General features: G+C 59.0%; 16 protein-coding genes. 6 read left to right on the top strand and 10 right to left on the bottom strand.

Features of this window, described 5'->3' with window-relative positions; all coding sequences use genetic code 11:
- Nucleotides 1-397: 397 nt before the first annotated feature.
- Genes NRS07_RS19345 through NRS07_RS19325 form a run of 5 tightly spaced genes read right to left on the bottom strand, consistent with a single transcriptional unit; the run spans nucleotide 398 to nucleotide 3,992 of the window.
- Nucleotides 398-1,819 carry a YncE family protein gene (locus NRS07_RS19345; RefSeq protein WP_259213788.1) on the bottom strand — a complete coding sequence of 474 codons (1,422 nt, stop codon included), beginning with the start codon at nucleotides 1,817-1,819 and terminating at the stop codon, nucleotides 398-400.
- Nucleotides 1,806-2,240, bottom strand: coding sequence for a DUF305 domain-containing protein (locus NRS07_RS19340; protein ID WP_259213784.1), 435 nt, complete (start codon nucleotides 2,238-2,240; stop codon nucleotides 1,806-1,808). Before NRS07_RS19340 ends, NRS07_RS19345 begins: the two co-directional genes overlap by 14 nt.
- Nucleotides 2,237-3,037 (bottom strand): anti-sigma factor, encoded by an 801-nt coding sequence (locus NRS07_RS19335; protein WP_259213783.1) that lies wholly within the window; start codon nucleotides 3,035-3,037, stop codon nucleotides 2,237-2,239. Before NRS07_RS19335 ends, NRS07_RS19340 begins: the two co-directional genes overlap by 4 nt.
- Nucleotides 3,034-3,552 carry an RNA polymerase sigma factor gene (locus tag NRS07_RS19330; protein WP_259213781.1) on the bottom strand — a complete coding sequence of 173 codons (519 nt, stop codon included), beginning with the start codon at nucleotides 3,550-3,552 and terminating at the stop codon, nucleotides 3,034-3,036. The genes NRS07_RS19335 and NRS07_RS19330 overlap by 4 nt, the downstream gene beginning before the upstream one ends.
- 11 nt (nucleotides 3,553-3,563) lie before the next feature.
- Nucleotides 3,564-3,992 (bottom strand): nuclear transport factor 2 family protein, encoded by a 429-nt coding sequence (locus NRS07_RS19325; RefSeq protein ID WP_259213780.1) that lies wholly within the window; start codon nucleotides 3,990-3,992, stop codon nucleotides 3,564-3,566.
- A 679-nt stretch (nucleotides 3,993-4,671) separates the two neighbouring features.
- Here NRS07_RS19325 and crcB point away from each other — a divergent pair.
- The 3 genes from crcB (at nucleotide 4,672) to NRS07_RS19305 (ending at nucleotide 7,472) form a co-directional block, all read left to right on the top strand.
- Entirely contained in the window at nucleotides 4,672-5,055 is a 384-nt protein-coding gene (gene crcB, locus NRS07_RS19320; protein ID WP_259213779.1) for a fluoride efflux transporter CrcB, read from the top strand.
- Between the two features lie 336 nt (nucleotides 5,056-5,391).
- Nucleotides 5,392-5,898: a hypothetical protein gene (locus tag NRS07_RS19315; protein ID WP_259213778.1), complete on the top strand. Its 507-nt coding sequence runs from the start codon at nucleotides 5,392-5,394 to the stop codon at nucleotides 5,896-5,898.
- 587 nt (nucleotides 5,899-6,485) lie between these two features.
- Nucleotides 6,486-7,472 (top strand): site-specific integrase, encoded by a 987-nt coding sequence (locus NRS07_RS19305; RefSeq protein ID WP_259213773.1) that lies wholly within the window; start codon nucleotides 6,486-6,488, stop codon nucleotides 7,470-7,472.
- Between the two features lie 821 nt (nucleotides 7,473-8,293).
- Here the strand turns inward: NRS07_RS19305 and NRS07_RS19300 are convergent.
- From NRS07_RS19300 to NRS07_RS19280, 5 genes are all read right to left on the bottom strand, one after another.
- Nucleotides 8,294-10,597 carry a phage/plasmid primase, P4 family gene (locus NRS07_RS19300; protein ID WP_259213771.1) on the bottom strand — a complete coding sequence of 768 codons (2,304 nt, stop codon included), beginning with the start codon at nucleotides 10,595-10,597 and terminating at the stop codon, nucleotides 8,294-8,296.
- A gap of 172 nt (nucleotides 10,598-10,769) precedes the next feature.
- Nucleotides 10,770-10,964, bottom strand: a complete 195-nt coding sequence (locus tag NRS07_RS19295; RefSeq protein ID WP_259213768.1) for an AlpA family transcriptional regulator — start codon at nucleotides 10,962-10,964, stop codon at nucleotides 10,770-10,772.
- A 287-nt stretch (nucleotides 10,965-11,251) separates the two neighbouring features.
- Nucleotides 11,252-12,472 (bottom strand): integrase arm-type DNA-binding domain-containing protein, encoded by a 1,221-nt coding sequence (locus tag NRS07_RS19290; RefSeq protein ID WP_259213766.1) that lies wholly within the window; start codon nucleotides 12,470-12,472, stop codon nucleotides 11,252-11,254.
- Nucleotides 12,473-12,954: 482 nt separating this feature from the next.
- The gene (locus NRS07_RS19285) at nucleotides 12,955-13,536 is read right to left on the bottom strand and encodes a hypothetical protein (protein ID WP_259213764.1); all 582 of its coding nucleotides are present in this window, start codon (nucleotides 13,534-13,536) and stop codon (nucleotides 12,955-12,957) included.
- A 520-nt stretch (nucleotides 13,537-14,056) separates the two neighbouring features.
- Nucleotides 14,057-14,866, bottom strand: coding sequence for a hypothetical protein (locus NRS07_RS19280; protein ID WP_259213762.1), 810 nt, complete (start codon nucleotides 14,864-14,866; stop codon nucleotides 14,057-14,059).
- A gap of 244 nt (nucleotides 14,867-15,110) precedes the next feature.
- On the opposite strand from NRS07_RS19280, the gene NRS07_RS19275 reads away from it, so the two are divergent.
- From NRS07_RS19275 to NRS07_RS19265, 3 genes are all read left to right on the top strand, one after another.
- Entirely contained in the window at nucleotides 15,111-15,629 is a 519-nt protein-coding gene (locus NRS07_RS19275) for a hypothetical protein (RefSeq protein WP_259213761.1), read from the top strand.
- A 66-nt stretch (nucleotides 15,630-15,695) separates the two neighbouring features.
- Nucleotides 15,696-17,558, top strand: coding sequence for a DUF4209 domain-containing protein (locus NRS07_RS19270; protein ID WP_259213760.1), 1,863 nt, complete (start codon nucleotides 15,696-15,698; stop codon nucleotides 17,556-17,558).
- On the top strand, nucleotides 17,555-19,414 hold the full coding sequence (locus NRS07_RS19265; protein ID WP_259213758.1) for a phage integrase family protein: 1,860 nt from the start codon (nucleotides 17,555-17,557) through the stop codon (nucleotides 19,412-19,414). The genes NRS07_RS19270 and NRS07_RS19265 overlap by 4 nt, the downstream gene beginning before the upstream one ends.
- Nucleotides 19,415-19,477 lie beyond the last annotated feature (63 nt).

The following is a 19,477-nucleotide window of genomic DNA, read 5'->3' as shown; positions in this document are numbered from 1 at the left end:
TGAACAGACCCCTAATACCCGGGCAGGGATGAATTGCAGCGTCGCTGTGCTTTGGACATCGGCCTTGCTAACTGCTAGCACGGCCCTACCTGCACATCTCCTTGTCCAACCAGATGAGCGAAGAGTCAGGCGCCCTAACGCTGCGTTTTACTCTTCCCAGTTGATCGTTCAATACTTCGTTTTTGCTGGAACACTCATCTCGCTAGTGTACCTGCGCTAACTCACTACGGCTATCGTCGACGCTCCCTAGCTAAAATTCCCTTTAGCAAGCGGTCACCATTGCTTTGCTTTCCTGCGCCGTATGTGGCGCAGGAAGGCACGGCATGCTGGCAGGAGAGAAGCGCAGCATGCACATTCCCGTTCTTTAATTTCACTATCCTTGCCGCGGCTTGCCGGCTTATTGCATGCTCATCAGCACCGCTTTGCCCGGATCTGCGGGTGCATCGCCTTCCATGACTAGAATGCGGCTGGCCGTGCCCTGTTTGGCGGAAAGGCTTCCGACGACTTCGCGCATTGGGCCGATGGCCGTGCCATTGGCCATGCCTTTCGGATTTGTCCTAAAACTGGCTACCGGCGTCGCCTGGCCGCTGGCGTACACCTTGTACACAGTTTCCGGCTTGAGCTTGTGCAGCGTTACCTCTAGCGCATCGGTGACACCCAAGTTGCGTGCCACGACCGATCCTGCCGCATCCCCGTTGGCCGGCTTGAGCGCGATGTTGAGTGGCTCGCTATTCGCGCGCGGACTGAGATTGGCCTTGCCCCCCCCGTCGGGTGCTGCCTTCGAAACATAGACCAGTGCCTGTGGCGCTTGTCCAACCGGCACGCGCGCGATGACCTTGTTGCTGGCGCTGTCGATGACGTCAACCGCGTCGCCATTCTCGAGGCCGACGTAGAGACGGCTACTATCATCTGAACTCCAGATTCCGTGAGGCAGCGCGCCAGTGGGGATGCTCGCCACCAGTGTCGGCGCGTTGCCGGTAGTGAAGACCTTAACGACGTTTTCGCCGCCCACCGTTACGTAGGCATGCGTGCCGCTGGCGGTCTTGACGAAGGCCAGGTGATTGGTGATGAAGCCGGTGTCGATCACGCCTTTCACAGCAAGCGTAGCGGTGTCAATGCGGGTGACCTTGCCGACGTCCTTATGGGTCATCCAGACTTCTTTGTTGTCCGGAGTGAACTGCAGGAAGGGTGAGAACGGGCTCGTCACCGGAATGCGCTTGACGACCTTGTGCGACTTGACGTCGATGACGTCGACGGTCGGGTTGAAGCTCGACACTACGAACGCGAGCTTACCGTTCGGATGGAACAGCACCATCCCGGGTCCGCCAGTTGTTTGGATACGGCGCTTTTCCTTGAACGTGGCTGGGTCGATCACCGAGATGTAGTCTTCGCCGCGCACCACGACCCAGACCTCACGCCCGTCGGCCGTGAAGAAGCCCTCGTGCGGCGAGCGGCCGATGTAGGTCACGCCCTTGACCTTGTTGGTCGCGGTATCGATGAAGGTGACTGAATTGGAGCCATTGGACACGACGAGCAGTGTCTTGTGGTCAGGCGAGAAGCCCAGCCCGTGCACGTTGATCTCACCCTTATACAGTGGCGAGAGCACGTCGGGGCGCTGGTTGCCCAAGCGGATCTGGCCCAGCAGGGTATTCGTGGACGGGTCTATGACCGAGACAGTATTGCTGTTCTGGTCCGCGGTGTAGACACGATCCTGGGGGCCGGGAAGCGCGTATGCGGGCGTTGCCAGCGCGACGAGAGAAGCGAGGGCAATAGCAATTGAAGCGCTTGTGCTCGCTCGGCGAATTTCATTGGTGTACATGTGAGTCCTTTTCGGTGGAGGTCTTTTGCGGCTTGCTACGGGAGGCCTGGTAGCGTTGTAGCCAGGCCTGCATGATCTTGATTTCGTTTTGCTGTTCGACAATAATTCCTTGGGCCAGGTTACGAAGTCCTGGATCTTTGCTATGCACCAGGATGGCTTTGGCCATGTCGATGGCGCCTTGGTGATGCGGAATCATCATCGTGACGAAGTCGTGCTCTGGGACCCCATTGGTATTCGCGCGCCGCATGCCCTGGTCCATAATCGCCATGGCGTCACCCGCCAGCGCCGCGTAGGGCCTGTCGCTACTGGCGACGAAGTAAGGTGGTGCGCTCCCACCATGATTGTGAAGTGGCGCTGGCTGGCCCTGAGCCGCCGCTGCAGTGCTCCAGAGTACTGCGGTCAACAGTTGCGAGAATTTCATACGGGTGTCTCCAGTTGTTCGTAGACGGCGCTTGCCACCCGCGCTAGTTCTCCCTTGTCGATGCCGGCAGAGAGCGCATAGCCAAATTTGCCGTCGATCCAGTAGAACACGTTGACGGGACCTTCTGCAGCAAAACGGAAGCCCGTATCGCGGTTGTGCGCCTGTTCGTTAGAAACATACAGCGTGAGGCGCTGGCCAGTGCGGTCATGGTACATAAACTGGGCCACCGGGCCGCTGGTACCAGGCAGCAGGCGTCCGCCGATGAGCTCGTAGCCCAGCTTGCCGAGACGCGGTGGATGAATCTTGCTGCCAAGCCGTTTCGATAGCCATGCGACCAACTGGTCTTCCTGTTCTGCGCCGATTTCAACCGGGCGACGCACGTCGGGGCTGTACACCACATGGGCAACAGCGGCCTGATGCGCCAATCCCCTGGCTGGCTGGCTGAAGGCGGGACGGGTGTAATCGGACGCGAGCCGCGGGTCGTAGTCGGTGGCGCCGCGCAGTCCCCAGCCCGCGCCGCCGCCGAGGACGGCGATAGCCAGCCCCGCGGCCAGGTTTTGCCACCGCCACTGCCACCCAGGGCGCACTGGCGCACTAACGCGCGACGGCACGATTTCCTCGAGCACTGGATCGAACAGGGCGTGCAGGGCTGCGTTCTGGGCCGCGTAGACTTGCAGCCGATCTGCTTCATCCGGGTGCGCTGCAAGATAGGCTTCGACTTCGGCCATGCGTGCAGAAGGGAGGCGGCCATCGACATAGGCGTGCAGGTCGGCTTCAGTAATGGGGAGGATACTCATTTGACGACTTTCAGGGCAACGACGGGGGCACGGCCTTCCATCAAGACACGCAGTTTCTCGCGGGCGCGCGACAGCCGCGACATAACGGTTCCGACGGGGAGGCCTAGGGTCAGCGCCACGTCCTCATAGCGCATTTCTTCGAGTCCAACCAGCAGCAGAATCTCCCTATGCTCCTCCGGCAGCAGGCGCAACGCGGCGTCCACGTCGCGCAGTTCGAGGCCGGCAGAGACACGTTCCGGGGCAGCGGGCTGGGGTGTGTCGTCGTCCAGTAGCTCGGTTGGCACTTTACGCCGCCGCCCTTGGTCGATACGTACGTTATGCATTATCGAGAACAGCCATGCCCGCATGTCGCTGCCCGGCTGCCACGCAGCGAGCTGGGCCCAGCCACGTTCCACCGTGTCCTGCACCAGGTCGTCTGCGTCGGCGCGATCCCCGGCCAAGGCGCGGGCATAGCGCCGCAGCCTTGGGATACAGGCTAGGAGCTGCTCGCCGGCGTCAGGTGGCAAGGTTCGCATCGTTTCGTGGATCAGTTGGCGGCCGGTTTGGGATCGACCTGCCAGGTTTCGTTCACAAGCTTGCCGTCGCGGTAGGTCAGCACGTAGCGTACCTTGACCTGGATTTTCCCGTCGAAGCGTACGGTGGCAACCACTGTGGCGCCCTTCGGGTTGGCCGTTTCGTCGATGCCCATGACGGTCACGCGGGCCGGCCCGGCGGCAGCGCCGAACTTGTCCCAAACCGCGCCGATGGCTACGGGGCCGGTATAGGTGCCGTCCAGCGGGCCGCCTACCCAGGTCAAGCGCGCGTCGTCGGCGTAGTCGCGCACGATGGCGGCACGCTCGCTGGCGCCGACTGCCGCAATATGTGCCTGGGCGGCGTCGAGGGCCGGTCCTGCGAAGGCCGGATGTGTGACACCAGCAGTGATGGCAAGTAGAAGGGCAAGAGGTGCAGTTTTCATGGTGGGCTCCCTGGGTGGATGTGATAGAACGAGCTGTTCCTACTTGGGTGAACGGATCTGCAGCTGCTTTATTCCATTTCAGCGCATTTATTTTTTCGTCTGCCCGCTAGAGCAGCAGCCTGCCGTGATTTCACGTGCACGAATTACGTTTTCGAACGTCGCGGTGGCACGGCTACGGTAGCGCTCCGCATGGCGCAGCATAGAAAACGTGCGCGCCGCAAGGTCACGCTGGACGCGCCAACAGTCGGGCATGCAGGTCCGCAGCGGCCAACAGTTTCGACATTACGGTGGTGAGCGGGCGAGCCATCACAGCGCTGTATATTGCAGCGTTCAACGCAAGTTTAACGACCATCTGTGGCACTAAAGGGGACACGGGGTGCGTACACGGCGGCTTTCGCAAGTCCAGCGGATGTCGGCGCCGGCTTAAACTAGGAATACCTGTGAGTGTGCTGGTACGAATGCTGTACACCGGCGTTACATACAGAGCTCGAATGCGTCCATCAGACCGACCGTCGGGTCAGTCCGATGCTAGCGTGTCCGATTGAGCTACTAACTCTGGTAGGACCGGCTGTCCACCCATTGCGGTGAGCTGCTATGCTGAGCTTAACGGCCGGGTTCGGCCAAAAGCGGAGAATGCTTTAGGAACCTGAGGCGCAACGAAAATTCTAGGGAACGAGGGATGAAATCTGTACTACTTGTAGCTGCTGGAGGAGCGATAGGCTCGGTTTTGAGATTTAAACTGTCTAGCTGGATACTCCAGCAAACAGTGATTTGGAGATTTCCTCTGGGAACATTTTTAGTCAACGTTATCGGCTGTTGTGTGATGGGGCTACTTGCTGGATTCGCACTAAGGGATAGCTCGTTCACACCACATGCCCGACTTTTTCTTATGACTGGAATCCTAGGCGGTTTCACCACCTTTTCAGCGTTCGGCCTTGAGACATTTCATTTGCTACGCCGAGATGAGGTAGGTGTAGCGTTGATCTATGTTGTTTTGAGTCTCATTTGCAGCCTGCTAGCCTTATGGGCTGGTTTTAGCGCTACGCATGACTTCAACAGATGACTGCATTGGGTCGATAGCCGACGCAAATAACTATAGTCCCCGCATGAAGAGCGGCCGTTCCCGTCACCAAGGTGGCAGCGAGGAGAGTTTTTCTGCCTGACGTAAAGTTATTCAATTATTTTTTTGACATCATTCGGTGGTATACTGTAGTTGCAAGCAATGTGACGGCGAATAGCCAACGTGCTTGACCAACGCGCAGCAGCGCATCTCAAAATGGTCGACCCTCAGCTCTGATACGACCGTATCCCGAACTAAACCTTAGAACATTTTTCGCTACCGGCTCATCGCCGGATGGGCGCCGCTGCGCGTATTTCCTTATCAATTCAGGAGTTTGACATGACCACAATCCCAGCAATTCTCAAGTCAACAGCTGCAGGTTTTGAACCCGCTTACGGTCACGTGAGCACCCAAGGTGACAGGCACGCGGATCTCTTCTGCGCGATTGCCATAGTGGCGCGCACTACCTTGCCAGACGTTTTCAAAGCCGCGGAGGCACTTGGCATGCCCAAGACTGGTCCATATTACCAATACTTGACGGAAGAACTTTTGTCCAGCATTGGAGCCAGCTTTGGGCTAGTTTTCACTGTCTGGAAAGAGGTGACGAAGATCGCAAACCTTCCCGACCTTGCAATCGCCTTAGTACGGTACGACGCTGACTATGAGACTGGTGAGGCTGCAGTTCTCCATCGGGCTAAAGCCAGTCACGATGGTAAGTTGGTAATTTATGCAATGTTGCCTGGGGCAGCCGATCCGAAGCAGCAGGTAAGAACTGACGTAGACGTTTTAGCGCCAGCTTGGTACATCGGCGTACACGCGATGAAGGCAACGACGCCTAAGAAATAAGGTTCTTCAGGACCGCCACGACCTGACAGGTCGTGGCCATAACCTCCGCACGCCGTCGGCATTGCACAGTATCTTTCAACCCGAATCTCATGGTTAATTAGCACGGCCGAATGGCCGAGCGTCGTCGCGGCGTGGCAGTCACTTCACAATGAGGTAAAAAATGAGCTTAAACCATCAGGCATCTGCCAGACGGGAACACTGCGCTCAAAATGGCCCTGCGCTATTCCAACTCGGGTGCATCCGTGCCACACCTGGGGCACTTGACCTGCTTGATCGCACCGGGACGACCGCTGCACTATTTTTGGACAGACATCAGCGTGGTGACTTTGGTACTGTCGGAGCGCAAGATGCCCAAGCTAACAAAGACGCCATCGAAGACGGCGAACGTATCCTTTCGTCCTTCAACCTGGGCAGCGCACGGCTATGGGTGATTACAGAAGGCGACCGTGCATGTACAACGCTACTTCTTCCGGAAGAGTATTGAACTTGGAGGTTTAACTTCCCTATGACCGGCGGCCATTGCGCCGCCGTTTTTTTCAAGTTCGTCAGATGCCTCTAATCTATTATTGTGAGTCACTAAACCAGCCATGAAAACTTCAAATCGGCTAACACCACTCGTTGTCCCCTTCCCGTCAACCTCTGTCTCGAGCAGGTCGATAGAAACCGCCGTTGGCAGCTCGGCAGCGCTCGCGGCCACTTACGCTGCTGCAGCACAATCAAAAGCGACGCTGCGCTCGTACGCTGACGACATGCGGCACTTTTACCAGCACGGCGGCAGTGTGCCAGCGACGCCAGAGTTTGTGGCTGAATATCTGGCTCGCTTTGCAGGAACACTGGCCATCGCTACACTTCAACATCGCCTCATTGCTATACACCGTGCACATACCGACAAAGGTCTTGAGTCTCCAACCATGAACCGTATGGTCAAGCAAACAATGATTGGCATACGAAGAACCATTGGTGTCAAGCAACGGCAGGTTAGAGCCCTCGTGAAGGATGACCTACTGGAGTTGATGGTCCATATCGACAAAAGCAAGCCGATGCGTCGAGCCAGGGATTCGGCTCTGATTCTTTGTGGTTTCGCCGCCGCTCTGCGCCGCTCAGAAATAGTCGCGTTGCGCGTCGAGGACGTAACTGCATACGATACCGGTATCGAGCTATTAATTCGACGCTCGAAAACTGACCAGGAAGGAGTCGGACGCACGGTCTTTATTCCTCATGCGCGTGGGGCTCGTTGCCCGGTGAAGGCACTGCGCCACTGGCTCGCTATCTCTGAGATAAGTGCAGGTCCGCTCTTTCGGCAAATAAGTCGTCATGACCATATTGTCGGTGACGCGGCGCTCGTGCCGAAATCAGTAGCGTTGATCGTGAAGGCTGCAGTGCGAACGATGTCCGGCGATCAAGCGGCCAAGGACGTGGCCGGACATAGCCTGCGTGCCGGCTTCTGCACCGAAGCAGCGGAAGCAGGCATGGCAACTTTCCTTATCTCCGGCCAGACCGGTCATAGAAGCTCAGCTTCGCTTGCACGGTACATCAGGCCTGCTAGTCAAAGGAAGATACCTACTCTGCTGTAATTCCGGTGTTCTAAAAGCGGAAGCGATGTTGCAGAGAGTCAACGCGGCGTCGAAGCAATGACGCAATTGCCGCAAGTAGAGTCACCTGTGCAATAATTGTTCAATGTGCAATTGGGAGGCCACAGTTGATCTACTTTGAACATCTTAAGCGGAGGTACGCCGAATCACAATGCAGGTGCTCTGCTGATCTATGTGCAACGTGACAATTGTAGCGGCCGAATGCTGAACTGGCGAACCGAGTTCGCAGCGAAGTCGACTGAGTATGATGGACTTCAGGTAACCGACTGCAGTCGCCGCCTAGGGCTGGCATTCGTAGGCGAATTTCACCTGCCGCGTATTGGGAGTGGCGCTCCGAAGTACAAAGTGCGGCATGTGGCTGTTTCAGCATTTAGGCCAGCCAGCGCTGTAGTTGGGCCGACAACTACATAGTAATGTGGACATGCGCTCTCAAGTGATGTGTTGCGGGTTGCCAGTCTGAGCGAGATCGGATTAGATCACCACTTCACGACTTCTCTCGGTGACTTGACCCCAATGGCCGGAGTGGCGATAGCAATTGGAACCGCAACAGGCGTGACCAGCAATGCGCCGCAGTCCAATAACCGGACTCTTACGTAAGCTCCCGAAATTAACCCGGCACTAGCCGCTATTTCCTTCGGCAGGCGTAGCCCGAGACTATTTCCCCAACGGTTTATCTTGGTCATGTTCTTACTCCCTGAACGATTAATATACGATGTATATCAATGCAAATTGCCGTCTCTGCTGAATTGGCGCACGCGCTTCGCGGCTGCGACTAGCCTGCTTTGGCGTGCGCCAGCCTCGGTTTATGCGCCAACCACTACCACGCCCTCAAACAAAGGAAGGTGACCTCGAGCACCTTTAAGGAACAGCCGCTGAAGGCGTTTGATCAGCTCAGGTTTAGTCATCCGACGCAGCCGGGTGTTTTGCTTGTACCAAGTCAGGTAGGCGGCATAAATGTCTTTGAGCAGAGTCGCGCTTCCGGGTGACTCGCTCAAGCATTCGGCAAGGAATGCCTCGAACGGATCGACCTCGTGACGTTGGAGAGCAACAAAGTCGCGGACCTTTTCGGGCACAACCAGGCCATGCCGTAAGTAGTCGTGCGCGCCCTCAAGCATCATGTTCAAAATGCCGGGCCGCTCCCTCTCGAGCTTGCCCGCAAGGTCTTTGTCGTCCTCTTCCGGCGTGAACGTGCGGTTGAATGGAACGACAAGGGCACGGCGCCATAGGCCGTTGTCATCATCCATGGCGGCAGGCATGTAGTTTGCGACCATCAAAATCACGGCTTCTACCGGCATATCTTTGGGTGAGCCATAGTTGTCGCGGACGTTGATGTGGCCATCACCAGTAATCTGCTTAATTAAGCTAGAGTCGAGCGACTGCTTGGCTGTAGGTTCCGAAACAACAGCGAGACGCTTCCCTGCCAATTGCGCGATAGCGGGGTTTGCGCCGTCTGAGGTGTGTGACTTCACCATCAGCGCCGCTGTGGGTAGGAAGGTGAAGTAGGGCCCCAGAATACTCTTCATGACTTTCACCAAGAGCGATTTACCGTTGTTTGCCGAACGACCCAGCCAAACAAAGAAATATTGCTCAGGGCGGCCAAGCAACATGAGGCCGAAAAGCTGGAACATAAACCGCACCATGTCCTCATCGTTCTCAAAGATCTCGTTGACGACGCGTGTAAACAAAGGCGCTTCGGCGGTTGGGTCGTAAACGACAGTAGATGCGTGAAGGGGCAGCGGTCGGTACTTCTTAGGAACGACCTCAAGTGACAGCATGTTCAGCACACCTCCCTTGAACGGAAAATACGGGAAGGATCGGACTTTGTTGCCCTCGTGCTTGCGGATCAAGACTTCCGCAATGTGATCACATACGTCGTTCAGGCCTTTAATAGTACCGATCTTCTTCAGCCACGCCGTCTTCAAACCGTCAGAAGTGAACCTGGCGATGACCTCCTTGCATACGCTCTCAGTCTCGCTGCGGCGCTCAATCTCTGTCAAAAGGCGATAGCTGCCGCCGTCCTGTTTCAAGAAGTGTGGCGATCCCTTTTGCCCGGGATGCTCGATGACAGCGAACTCCGCATGCATGACCTCAGCACACATCGCACCGAAATCACGGTCGGTTAGCACGCTGGGGGTGGCATCTCGATTGCGGAAGCCAGGGTTTGACCATCCTTCTCGTTGCGCAGCGTAGAACAGCGGACGAATCGACGACAAATCTGCAGCCTTGAGCAGGTACGGCCATTTTTTCGCCACGGAGTCTGCATCGTAGTCAGAAGAGTATGCTGAAAATGTGTGGAACAGCTTTTCTCCCTCAGAGCCGAGTCCCGCCAAGGCGAGGCCAATGCGAATCCAGCTATCGTAATCAGATGCCAAGTGGCTCAAATATGGTAAGGCACTTGCTGCGTCTTCAACCATATCCGCAGACGTGTGGTGGATCTTCGAGATAGTCAATCTGTCGTTCATGCGGGGATTTAGCATGCGCTCCAAGTTTGCGACTAGAGGGGCATCGAACGCATGGCAAAGCGTGTCGTAGGTGTGGTGCTTTCCCGAGCAGTGCTTGTCGTACAACTTCACCTTTTCGCCAGTCTTGTGGTTAAGGAAGCCAGGCAATCGTACTGCCTGATTCATGCGGGCAAATGCCACATCGCCGTCGAAGCGCTCTTGAATTACAGTTGCTAAAAACTGCATCTGCTCTGTGGTGCACACGGCGTCGAGGATCCAAAGGGCATGGCAGCGTCCAGTTGACGTCGTTACAACGAAACTGGGGGAAATGAGCTCATTCGACTCAAGCAGCTCAGGCAGCCCACTGTCGAAATCCGCCGCAACAGCCCACGAATGCTTTACGACACTGCAGGAATGACCAGCTTCTGACGTAACGGCAACCATCATGTAAGGTTCCCAGCCCGCCGCCGCGTGGCTAGCGAGAGTAGATTCATGCTGGTGGAAAGTTCCGTAGCTGTGTTCGACCGCCTTAACTACACGGGACTGGTTGCAACGCATCATGTAGAGCAAGCCAAATTTACCCTCTTCACCGTGTACCGCGTGGCAGAGGGCTCTAGCTTGCATAAGGCTGTGATCGTAGTCAGTAGGTTTAACGTTAGTTTTCATAGGTTACTTTCAATGATTGTCTAGTGAGTCAATTGCGTACGATTTATATTGTTTATACTTTTTATTTTTGTTAAAAAAAGTAAACATATAAAATCAACTCAAGTTACTCATGCGGCTTAGTCGGTTATCGGTTACTTTGAGCGGGAAGGTAAGGACGCGCCCAATTGCAGACTTACTTGGGTACCTCGCTTTCAGCGACACGGGCGTCAACCCAAGCATTTACCGCGTCGAGCGACCAGCGGCTTGAACGCGCAATCTTGACCTGACGAACAAACTTTCGTTCAGCGATTAGGGCGTATACTTGACTTTTGGAAAGACCGGTGATCTCTAGGACGTCGTTGAGTCTGATGAGCTTCTTTGAAAACATGACACCTCCAAAACACAAAAATAATTGGAGCCATTGAGCGTAATGAGTAGACGAACGAAGTTCGCCTAAACATCGGCCGGGGCCAATGGCTATGCAGAGTTAAATTTGGTTAGGGGTAGGGGAGCAAGGCGTTGGGAGTGGCCTCGCAAGACGTTCTCTGACCTGTGATGTTGCTAGGCTTACGATACGTCTGAGTAGCAAGCGTACATCAGATTGCGGGAAATGCGAAGAAGATTCAAACGTGCGAGCGCTACTAGGGCGCGCTCTGCATGCCTGTGGCCGTAGGATTAGGACCGGCAGAAGGCAGCCCAGTCATTCATGAGCAGTCGGCGTTTCTCGAACAGATCGCCCCGAAAGTAGGCTGCTTCGGTCTTGTCTTTGAGCGTATGAGCTAGGGCGAACTCGATGCACTCTCGTGGATGGTGCGTGCATTCGCCTGCCCAGTCGCGGAACGTTGAGCGGAAGCCATGCACCGTTATCGCCCCAAAGTTCATCCCCCGCACTAGTTCCAGCATTGCCATATTTGAGAGCGGTGAGTCCTGCTTACGTCCAGGGAAGACGTAGTCGTTCTCTGCGTTATCCGCCAACTTTTTGACGATGGCGCAGGCCCGGTCGCTCAACGGCACACGGTGTTCGCGGTCGGCTTTCATCCGAGCCGCAGGTATTACCCATATTTTGGCTTCAAGGTCGAACTCATTGAACGTGGCTTTGATCGTTTCGCTCGTTCGGCTGGCACATAGGATCGTGAACTCGAGTGCCAGTGGTGAGATGCCGAGGCCATTCCGTAGAGCAGAGATGAACGCAGGAAGCTGGCTGTAGGGAAGTGCAGGATGGTGCACGACCTTGTTTGCGGCCGACCGGCTTATGAGCAAATGGTCCAGATGGCCTTTCCACCGCGCCGGATTGTCCCCGCGCCGGTATCCGCGTGCAGTAGCCCAGTCAAGCACTGACTCAATCCGGCCACGAAGACGTGATGCCGTCTCGGTTTTTTCTTTCCAGATAGGATTGAGTACTGCCATGACGAGTTCTACATCAACGTCCGCAATGGGAAAGTGGCCGAAAGTTGGATAGGCATAGGTCGCGAGCGTGTTAGTCCACTGGTCAGCATGCTTCTTATTTTTCCATGCATCCTTGTGCGCAAGATGATATTGCGTCGCACAGTCACGAAAGGTGAGTGCGCGAGCATCGTCCATATTCTTGGCGTGTCGCAGCTCTTTTTTTACGGCTAACGGATCCAAGCCAGCCTGCAATTGCTCTCGGCACGTGTGGGCAGCCAGGCGGGCTTGTGCAAGACTAACTGTATGTACAGGGCCCAACCCTAAGCTTCGGGCTTTCCCTTGGCGCATGTAACGGAAAAGCCAGCTCTTAGAACCGGCTTTCATGATCTGAAGGTAAAGTCCTCCACCATCACTGTAGAGCCCTGGTGTAGTGTTCTGAGTCACAACTAACGCTTTCAATCGGTGGATTGTTCCAGCCATTTCTTGGGCTCCTAAAATCGCGACAATCAAGCCGACCTACAAAATGGTATCAGATGTCGGTGGCCGTCGATTGCACCATCATGCACTTTGGAGGATAGAGAAAGGCATACTGTCATTGGCGTTCGTACCAAGCCGATATCGACAGTGGACATCGACAAGCGCTAGTGGCCGTGCATGTGGCTGACACCGCTGCTGCCTTGGCAACCCGGCGTCGTGCTCAGATGGTAGAAGTGCGCAACTTTTCCTGCCGGGGTCCGAACCTGTACCGGCGCCCCGCAGCATTTCGCGGTAAAGAGCTTTTCGGTTCGGTTCCGGCTCTTTAGGTTTTCCAGCGTTAGCTGGTCCATTCCTACGAGCGACACAACGCCGTTCGCCGACCGCGCGCTCAGGGGCATCGGATCGCCCCTCCGGAGCCACTTGGCCGATCGCCAGTGCAGCGCCGGCTAGCACTTTCGCGCGCGAAAGGTGCCAGGCCGCGACCGGATACGAGTGACGTTTTCGGCAGCCTCAAACTAATTCCCGACATAGTCCCCGCACATGGCTTCGCCTTTCACCAGGTGGAGCGGTGGGGCGCTCTGCCTGTCGAATGAAATCAACCTGATACTATCTCCGCGGCGCTCGAGCGACATCGGCGTCCCATCCTTCGTCATCTGGCGGTGCAATGCTTCAGGTGTGGCGACTCCGCCGAACATCTCGCGCATTGGAATGCAGTCGCCTCGCGTGAGTTGGGCGACGAACCACTGCTGCGTGTCGACCACCTTGCGACGCGACGCTTCGGCCAAGATGGGCGCCCTGAACGCCTGGCAGGCCTTCATCGTACTGGTAAACGCGTACTTGCTACCGCTGCGGGTTGACAGGACCAGTACGCGGGACTGGTCCGCCGTCGTCTTGTCACTTAGTATCGAGATGGCGCCGGCGTGCTGGGATAACGACGCCGCCGGCGTGGTATCTCCAGGCAATCTGACGCATTGCTGGTCGACTAGCTTAGCGTCCGCGCTTAAGCTAACGTAGTACCAGGTGTCGGCTCGCGCTGCAGCAGGCCAGGCGAACATGCATGCCGAGATGGCCGTGCAGGCGTAGGAATATAAGCGCATACAAGAGGATCGTGGTTGAATCGGCACCTTATCACTGGTGCGTCCGTTTTCGGAAGCAGCCGGACATTCTTGGAAATCAGTATGCTCTCGCCGATGCCCACGCGAGCCTGGAAAGCTGCCGCCTGGCGGGCGCGCCGTTCATGCACCGCCCTCTTCTGCCGGTGCAGGCGGCGGCGCGGCGTCAGGTGTCGGGGCGGCTTGCGTTTCCATCCAGAACGACCTGAACATGACGGAAAACGCCAGCCACCATGCATAGACGCCGGCTGCCGATTCACTTTTCGCTGTCGCTTCCCGGCAGCGCTTCATAGCCGCTCGCCTGGAAGTCTGCAATGCTCAAAGGTTCATCAGGGGTTTGTTCGGTTGTCATGAGAGGGGCAATGAGCGACGTTCAAGACGCGCCACGGGATTGCAGAAGAGCCTGATAATAAATGTTTACGTTGAGACCGGGTGCGCATTCTTGCGACGGCCGTGCGGGGCGCCGCAAGGAGATGTGGGTCCACGGGTGTGACTGTGCCGGAAATCAGTTGCCGGCGCCCGCATACTCAAGATCGGCCGGTCGGTGAAAGCGACAGCGAAGGCCCGATGGCAAGTAGCGCGCCGCGCGCCTGATTCTGGCGCCGGCCCCGGCCGGCCCGTCCTCGGCTCGCCGACAGTGGTTCAGGACGTGCAGTAACGCCCGCCCGCGAGTCAGCTCCACCACCATCTGTCCGGTGAGGATAAAAACATGGTCGAACACGGTAAAAGGATCGTTAGCCTGCAGAGCCTCCTGCAGGAGCGATAAGGCGTAGTCGCGCTTCAAGGCCGGCGCCGTCCAGTTGTCGTAAATTGCGAGCCATTGCTGGTCGTGCGCAGCATAGCCAGGCCTTTGTGCGCTGTCGGCCTTCTTTTTGATGAAATGGAGCATGGCGTCGACCCAGCCGCGTTCCACGGAATCACCCACCATTGGCTCCGGAAACCGGTTCGCACTGATCTCGCTCAGCAGCTGCTTACGCGATTTTCTGGGCTCGCCAATCACCGCAGGCTGGACGAGATATGCGCCCCTACCCTGAGCCGCACGCAGTTTACTCTCATGTACCGCGTTTTCGGCTACCGCTTCGGTGTGCTCGACGCCGATCGACACGCTGCCAAGCTGCAATGCAAAATCCGGACTCTCGTCCTTGGTGAGCCGAAGCGGGAAATCGGCCGTGCTCAACGGTATGGATGCAAGGAGACGGACCATCGTGTAGAACTCCGGAGTGTTGCCACGCGGCGTTGGGTGCGGTGGCACCTCCTGGTTCAGGTAGGGTAGGCGATCGTGTAGTTCCTCGAATGTGGCGGCTGCAAGCAACATAGAAAGATCCGATAGCAGGGAGGCCACCATAATATGTCATGGCACCGGTTGGGGGTGCTGTCGACGCCGTCTCAGGGGCGCCGCATTCAATCTGAAATGTACGGAAGATGTGAACAGGACGGCAGTGAAGCGGCTGATGAGCCCGCTTCCTTACATGATTACTGCTGTAATCATGTAAGCGTTTATGCTTGTTTTCCGCGTGAAACACGGTTAGGATGGCTTTTTCGCAAAGAAAGCCAGCTTTATGCAGCCGCTCCTCGACCTTCTCGACAGCCATGCCTCTTGCGTCGCTATCGACCTGACCAACCCCAGCTGGCACCTCAACCGGAACATCGGCGCGGTACCGGGCTGGTACTTCATCCGCACCGACGCCCCCGTCAACGTCCTGCGAGGCCAGACGCTGTGTCCCAGGACCTATGTCACCAAGGGCGGTAAGGAAAAAAAGGTCGGGCGCTACGACATCGCTGCGCGCGCCGCGCGCTTTACCGACGACATGCAACCGTACTGGAACACGACCGAGGTCTATTCCGGCCTGGCCAAAAGCCTGCAAGACCGCGCCCGCGAACATACGTTTCCAAATGATCCCGGCACCATCGGGCTCGCGCTCGGCCGCTACCCGGAGCTGGCCAGCTTCACCTGGACCTTCGGTTTCATCCGGCTCGACCGCCTGGCGGCGCCGGCATCGGGCCAGGATCTGCTGCTGAAGCTGGGCGAACAGGCCTGGCGCGCGCGCAACGGCTGGCCACTGTTGTGCAGCGCCTGACCTGACCGTCGATGCCCCTGTGCCGGCGCCGCCGGTGCCCTCCTTGACCCCCGCTTCGTTTAACGCATGACCCAGTCCCCTCCCCTTACCACTGTCGCGCTGACCTTGCGCGACTTCCACCGGTCCGGCGCCGCCGGCATCATCGCCGGGCACGCCGACGCGCCGCTGCACGCCCTGACGCCGCTGCTCTTTGAGGCAGGCGCGGCAGCACAGACCGCCGGCGACACCACGTTCGCGGCAATGCTGATCCTGCTCGGAAGGATCTGCTCGATCGTCCTGCAGCCATCGAATCGCGGAGCGCCGCTGACCCATATGGCAGCCTGGTCCGACGGCACCACCAGTTTCGATCCCGACCACCTGCAGCGGCAGGAGCTCGACCTGCTCGCGCAACTGGTGGACCAGGTCGACCACGTCCCGTTGCGCGCACGGCTGGCCGACCTGGTGTGGCTGCGCGCGAAGCGGCATGGTCACGCCTATCCGTTGCGGGCCATCGACGATTACCGGTCGGTACCGCCGGATCCGGCGACCTGGTACGAGGGCGGCCACGCCCACTGGCACCGCGCGCTGCAGTTGGCGAAGGAGCTGAAGGGCACTGCCGGCATTCGCCTGGCCGAGATCGAAGACGTCCTGGTCGACCGGGCCGAGCGCGCGGAAAACGACCCCGGGTACAACGCGCTTCACTTCCTGCGGCCACTGACCGAGGAACGGCTCGGGCTGCAGCACGCCGAGCGCGTCACCGCGCTGCTCGAGCGCCGGGGTCGCGCAGCCGCGGCCGCGCACGACGCGCACGCGGCCGCCGCGCACCTGGAGGCGGCGAAGACCTGGTTCGAGCGCGCGCGCCAGTTCGATCGCGCCGCCGAGATGCAGGCGTTGCTGGCCAGGACCTGGGAAGCGCATGCCGACGCGGCGGCGGATGCGGTAACCCGCCACGTTTTCTATAACGACGCGATCCGCGCGTACCGTGCCGTGTCGGCGAGATTCCGTAGCGCGCTCGGCGTCGACGCCGCCCTGCAGGGCGTGCGCCACAAGTACAACCAGGCCGGAGGTGACGCGATCGGCGAAATGTTCATCTTCCGCGGCCCTGAAATCGATCTCACCGATGCTGCCGAGGCGGCCGTCGAGCGGGTGCGCCAGCCCGATCCGCTGGTCGCGCTATTCGCGCTCTGCTCGCTGCAGCGGCTGCCGGCGAAGGCGGACTACATGCGGGGCGCAGAGGCCTTCCTGAACGACGCCGTGCTGATGCGGATGATGGGGGGCGCAACCCTCGCTGAGGACGGCCGCGTGGTCGCCCGTCACGCCGGCAGCGGCGCCGGCAACGCCCCGACATCGGAGCAAATTGAGGCCCGTGCGATGCTGGACTTCGCCGACTACGCGGGAAAGATGGCGGCCGGGATGATCGCGCCGGCCCTCGACCAGCTGCATTTCGACCACGTAATCACGTCGAACGATTTCCGGTCGATCGTGGAGCAAAGCGGCATGGTGTTGCAGGATCGCGCGGCCATGGTTGGCAAGGCCCTGTACGCCGGCTATATGGGCGACCTCGAGCACGCGCTGCACGTATTGATGCCACAATTCGAACATATCGTGCGTGAAGTGCTCAAGGTGGCAGGCGCGCTGACGACGACGCACGAACCGAAGGACGGTCTGGACATGGAAATCGGGCTGTCGCGTTTGACCGAGCGGCCCGAGATGGTGACCGTGTTCGGCGAGGACCTGGCGTTCGCCGTCCGTGCAATGATGTGCGTGGAGCCAGGGCCGAACCTGCGCAACGTGGTGGCGCATGGCCTGGCCAACAGCGAACTGTGCCAGGGCCCCTACGCCCGCTATACCTGGTGGCTCATCCTGCGCGTCATCGTCGAGCAATTCCGCGTGCGATGGGCGATGGCCGGCACCACCATGGCGGACCAGCGCGCCAGGGAGCCGCGATGAGCCAGCATACCGAAATTGCCTTGCCCGATCTGGCGTACGACCGCAGCGATTACACGGCCCTGCGCGCGTATTGCTGCAAGATCCCGATCGAGCGCATCGCGGACCTCTACTATTCGGAGGACAGCCCGCAGGTCGAGCAGGGCCTGGAACGCTTCCTGATCCGCATGCGCAACGACATGATCGAACGCGCGATCGAGCACAACCCAGCCTTCGCCGACATCTTAAAAGGTGCGCGACAGGGGGGCGCCATCACCAGCCGCGCCCTCGACATCCTGGTGCGCGCGGCCGACCCGCCCAAGCTGGTACCGCACCGGGATCAGCGCATCAGCCAATGGATGCGACCGAAGACCGTGCAGCCGCTGCGTGAGGAAGGCGTCGTCACGCTCGGGCAGTTGGTCGACCTGATCAAGCGCCGCGGGCCAGGCTGGTGGCGGCCTATCCCGCGTATCGGTCGCGGACGAGCGGACAAGATCCTGCGATGGCTGCGGCACTGGCCGCGTGAGCTCGGCGACATCGACGACGCCGTTTGGGCAGCGGGCGCCCTCGTCGACGTGGACCAGCTGCCGGCGCTCGATCCGACATCGCCGGACGCGATTGCTCCGCTCGGGACCTTCCGATTGCCGGCATACCTGTCCGGCGCGGACGGCGCGAACCGCGCGCCGGCGTTCTGCTTCATCGGCGCGCGCCACGATCTTGAGGCGATCAACATCTTCCTGGCGCGCTACGACGATCAGGAAGAGACCCAGCGCTCCTACCGCAAGGAACTGGAACGCCTGGTCCTATGGTGCGCGCTGGTGGCGCGCAAGCCGTTGTCCTCGCTGCTGGTCGACGACTGCCTGGCCTATAAAACATTCCTTGCCGCGCCCTGGCCAGCCTTCCGTGGGCCGCGCGCACCACGCCATACCCGACGCTGGCGACCGTTCGCCGAGCGGCCGTTGTCGCCTGCTTCGCAGCGCCTCGCCGTCGTTGTCCTGCGGGCGACATTCGACTGGCTGGTCAAGGTGCGCTACCTCGGCGGCAACCCCTGGGTCGCAGTCAAGGATCCCAAGGTGGCCAAGCGGGCGGACCCCATCAAGATCGAACGCGCGCTCGAGGAAGATGCGTGGGCGAACGTCGTTGGCATCCTGCAGCAACGCGGACAGGTGGAGGGCAATCGCCAGGACCGCGTGGCCCTGGCGGCGCTGCTGCTCATGGGCGATTCAGGAGTGCGCCGCAGCGAGGCGGCGGCGGCACGCCGCGACAGGCTGGAGCCGAGCCGGAACACACCGGACGTGTGGCTGCTCACCGTGGTTGGCAAGGGGCACAAGGAGCGGCTCGTGCCGGTCAGCCTGCGCACCATCGACGCCCTGCGCGCACACTGGCGCGATCGCGGGCTCAACTTCGATGACGCCGGTGGCGAACAACCGCTGCTGGGACCGGTCGTGGTACCAGGCACAGAGACAGCTACAAGCCGGCACGAGGAGCCGAACGAGAACGGCTACCACCCGGCGTCGTTATATAACCTGGTCGACGCCGCGCTGCGCCGCGTGCGCGCGTTCGCCGACGCCGTTCGACATGGTGAAAGCCCGCCGTTCACCACCGAGCAGCTGCTGCGCCTCGCGAAGACGTCGCCACACGCTTTCCGGCACACGTTCGCCACGCTGGCAGTGGAAAGCAAGATGCCGCTCGAGCTGGCCCAAGAGATCCTGGGGCACGCCAGTGTGACTACGACCCGGATCTATGTCCGTGCTCGCGAAAAGCGGATCGCGGCAGCGGCAGGCGAGTATTTTGGGTCGTTGTCCCAGTCCGACGCGGCGGCGCGGCCGAACGCAGTGTCGCTGGAAGCCCATGTCTCGGGGGCTGGTGACATCAGCTAGGGACAATGAGTGATGACGCTATTGCAACGTAGCCTCGCCGCAGGCATGGCTGCCGGTGTACGG

It is taken from the genome of Massilia sp. H6, from assembly GCF_024802625.1.
Taxonomy (GTDB): Bacteria; Pseudomonadota; Gammaproteobacteria; order Burkholderiales; family Burkholderiaceae_D; genus Telluria.
The sequence above is the reverse complement of the archived record's forward strand: the minus strand, read 5'-3'. Positions and strand labels throughout refer to the sequence as shown.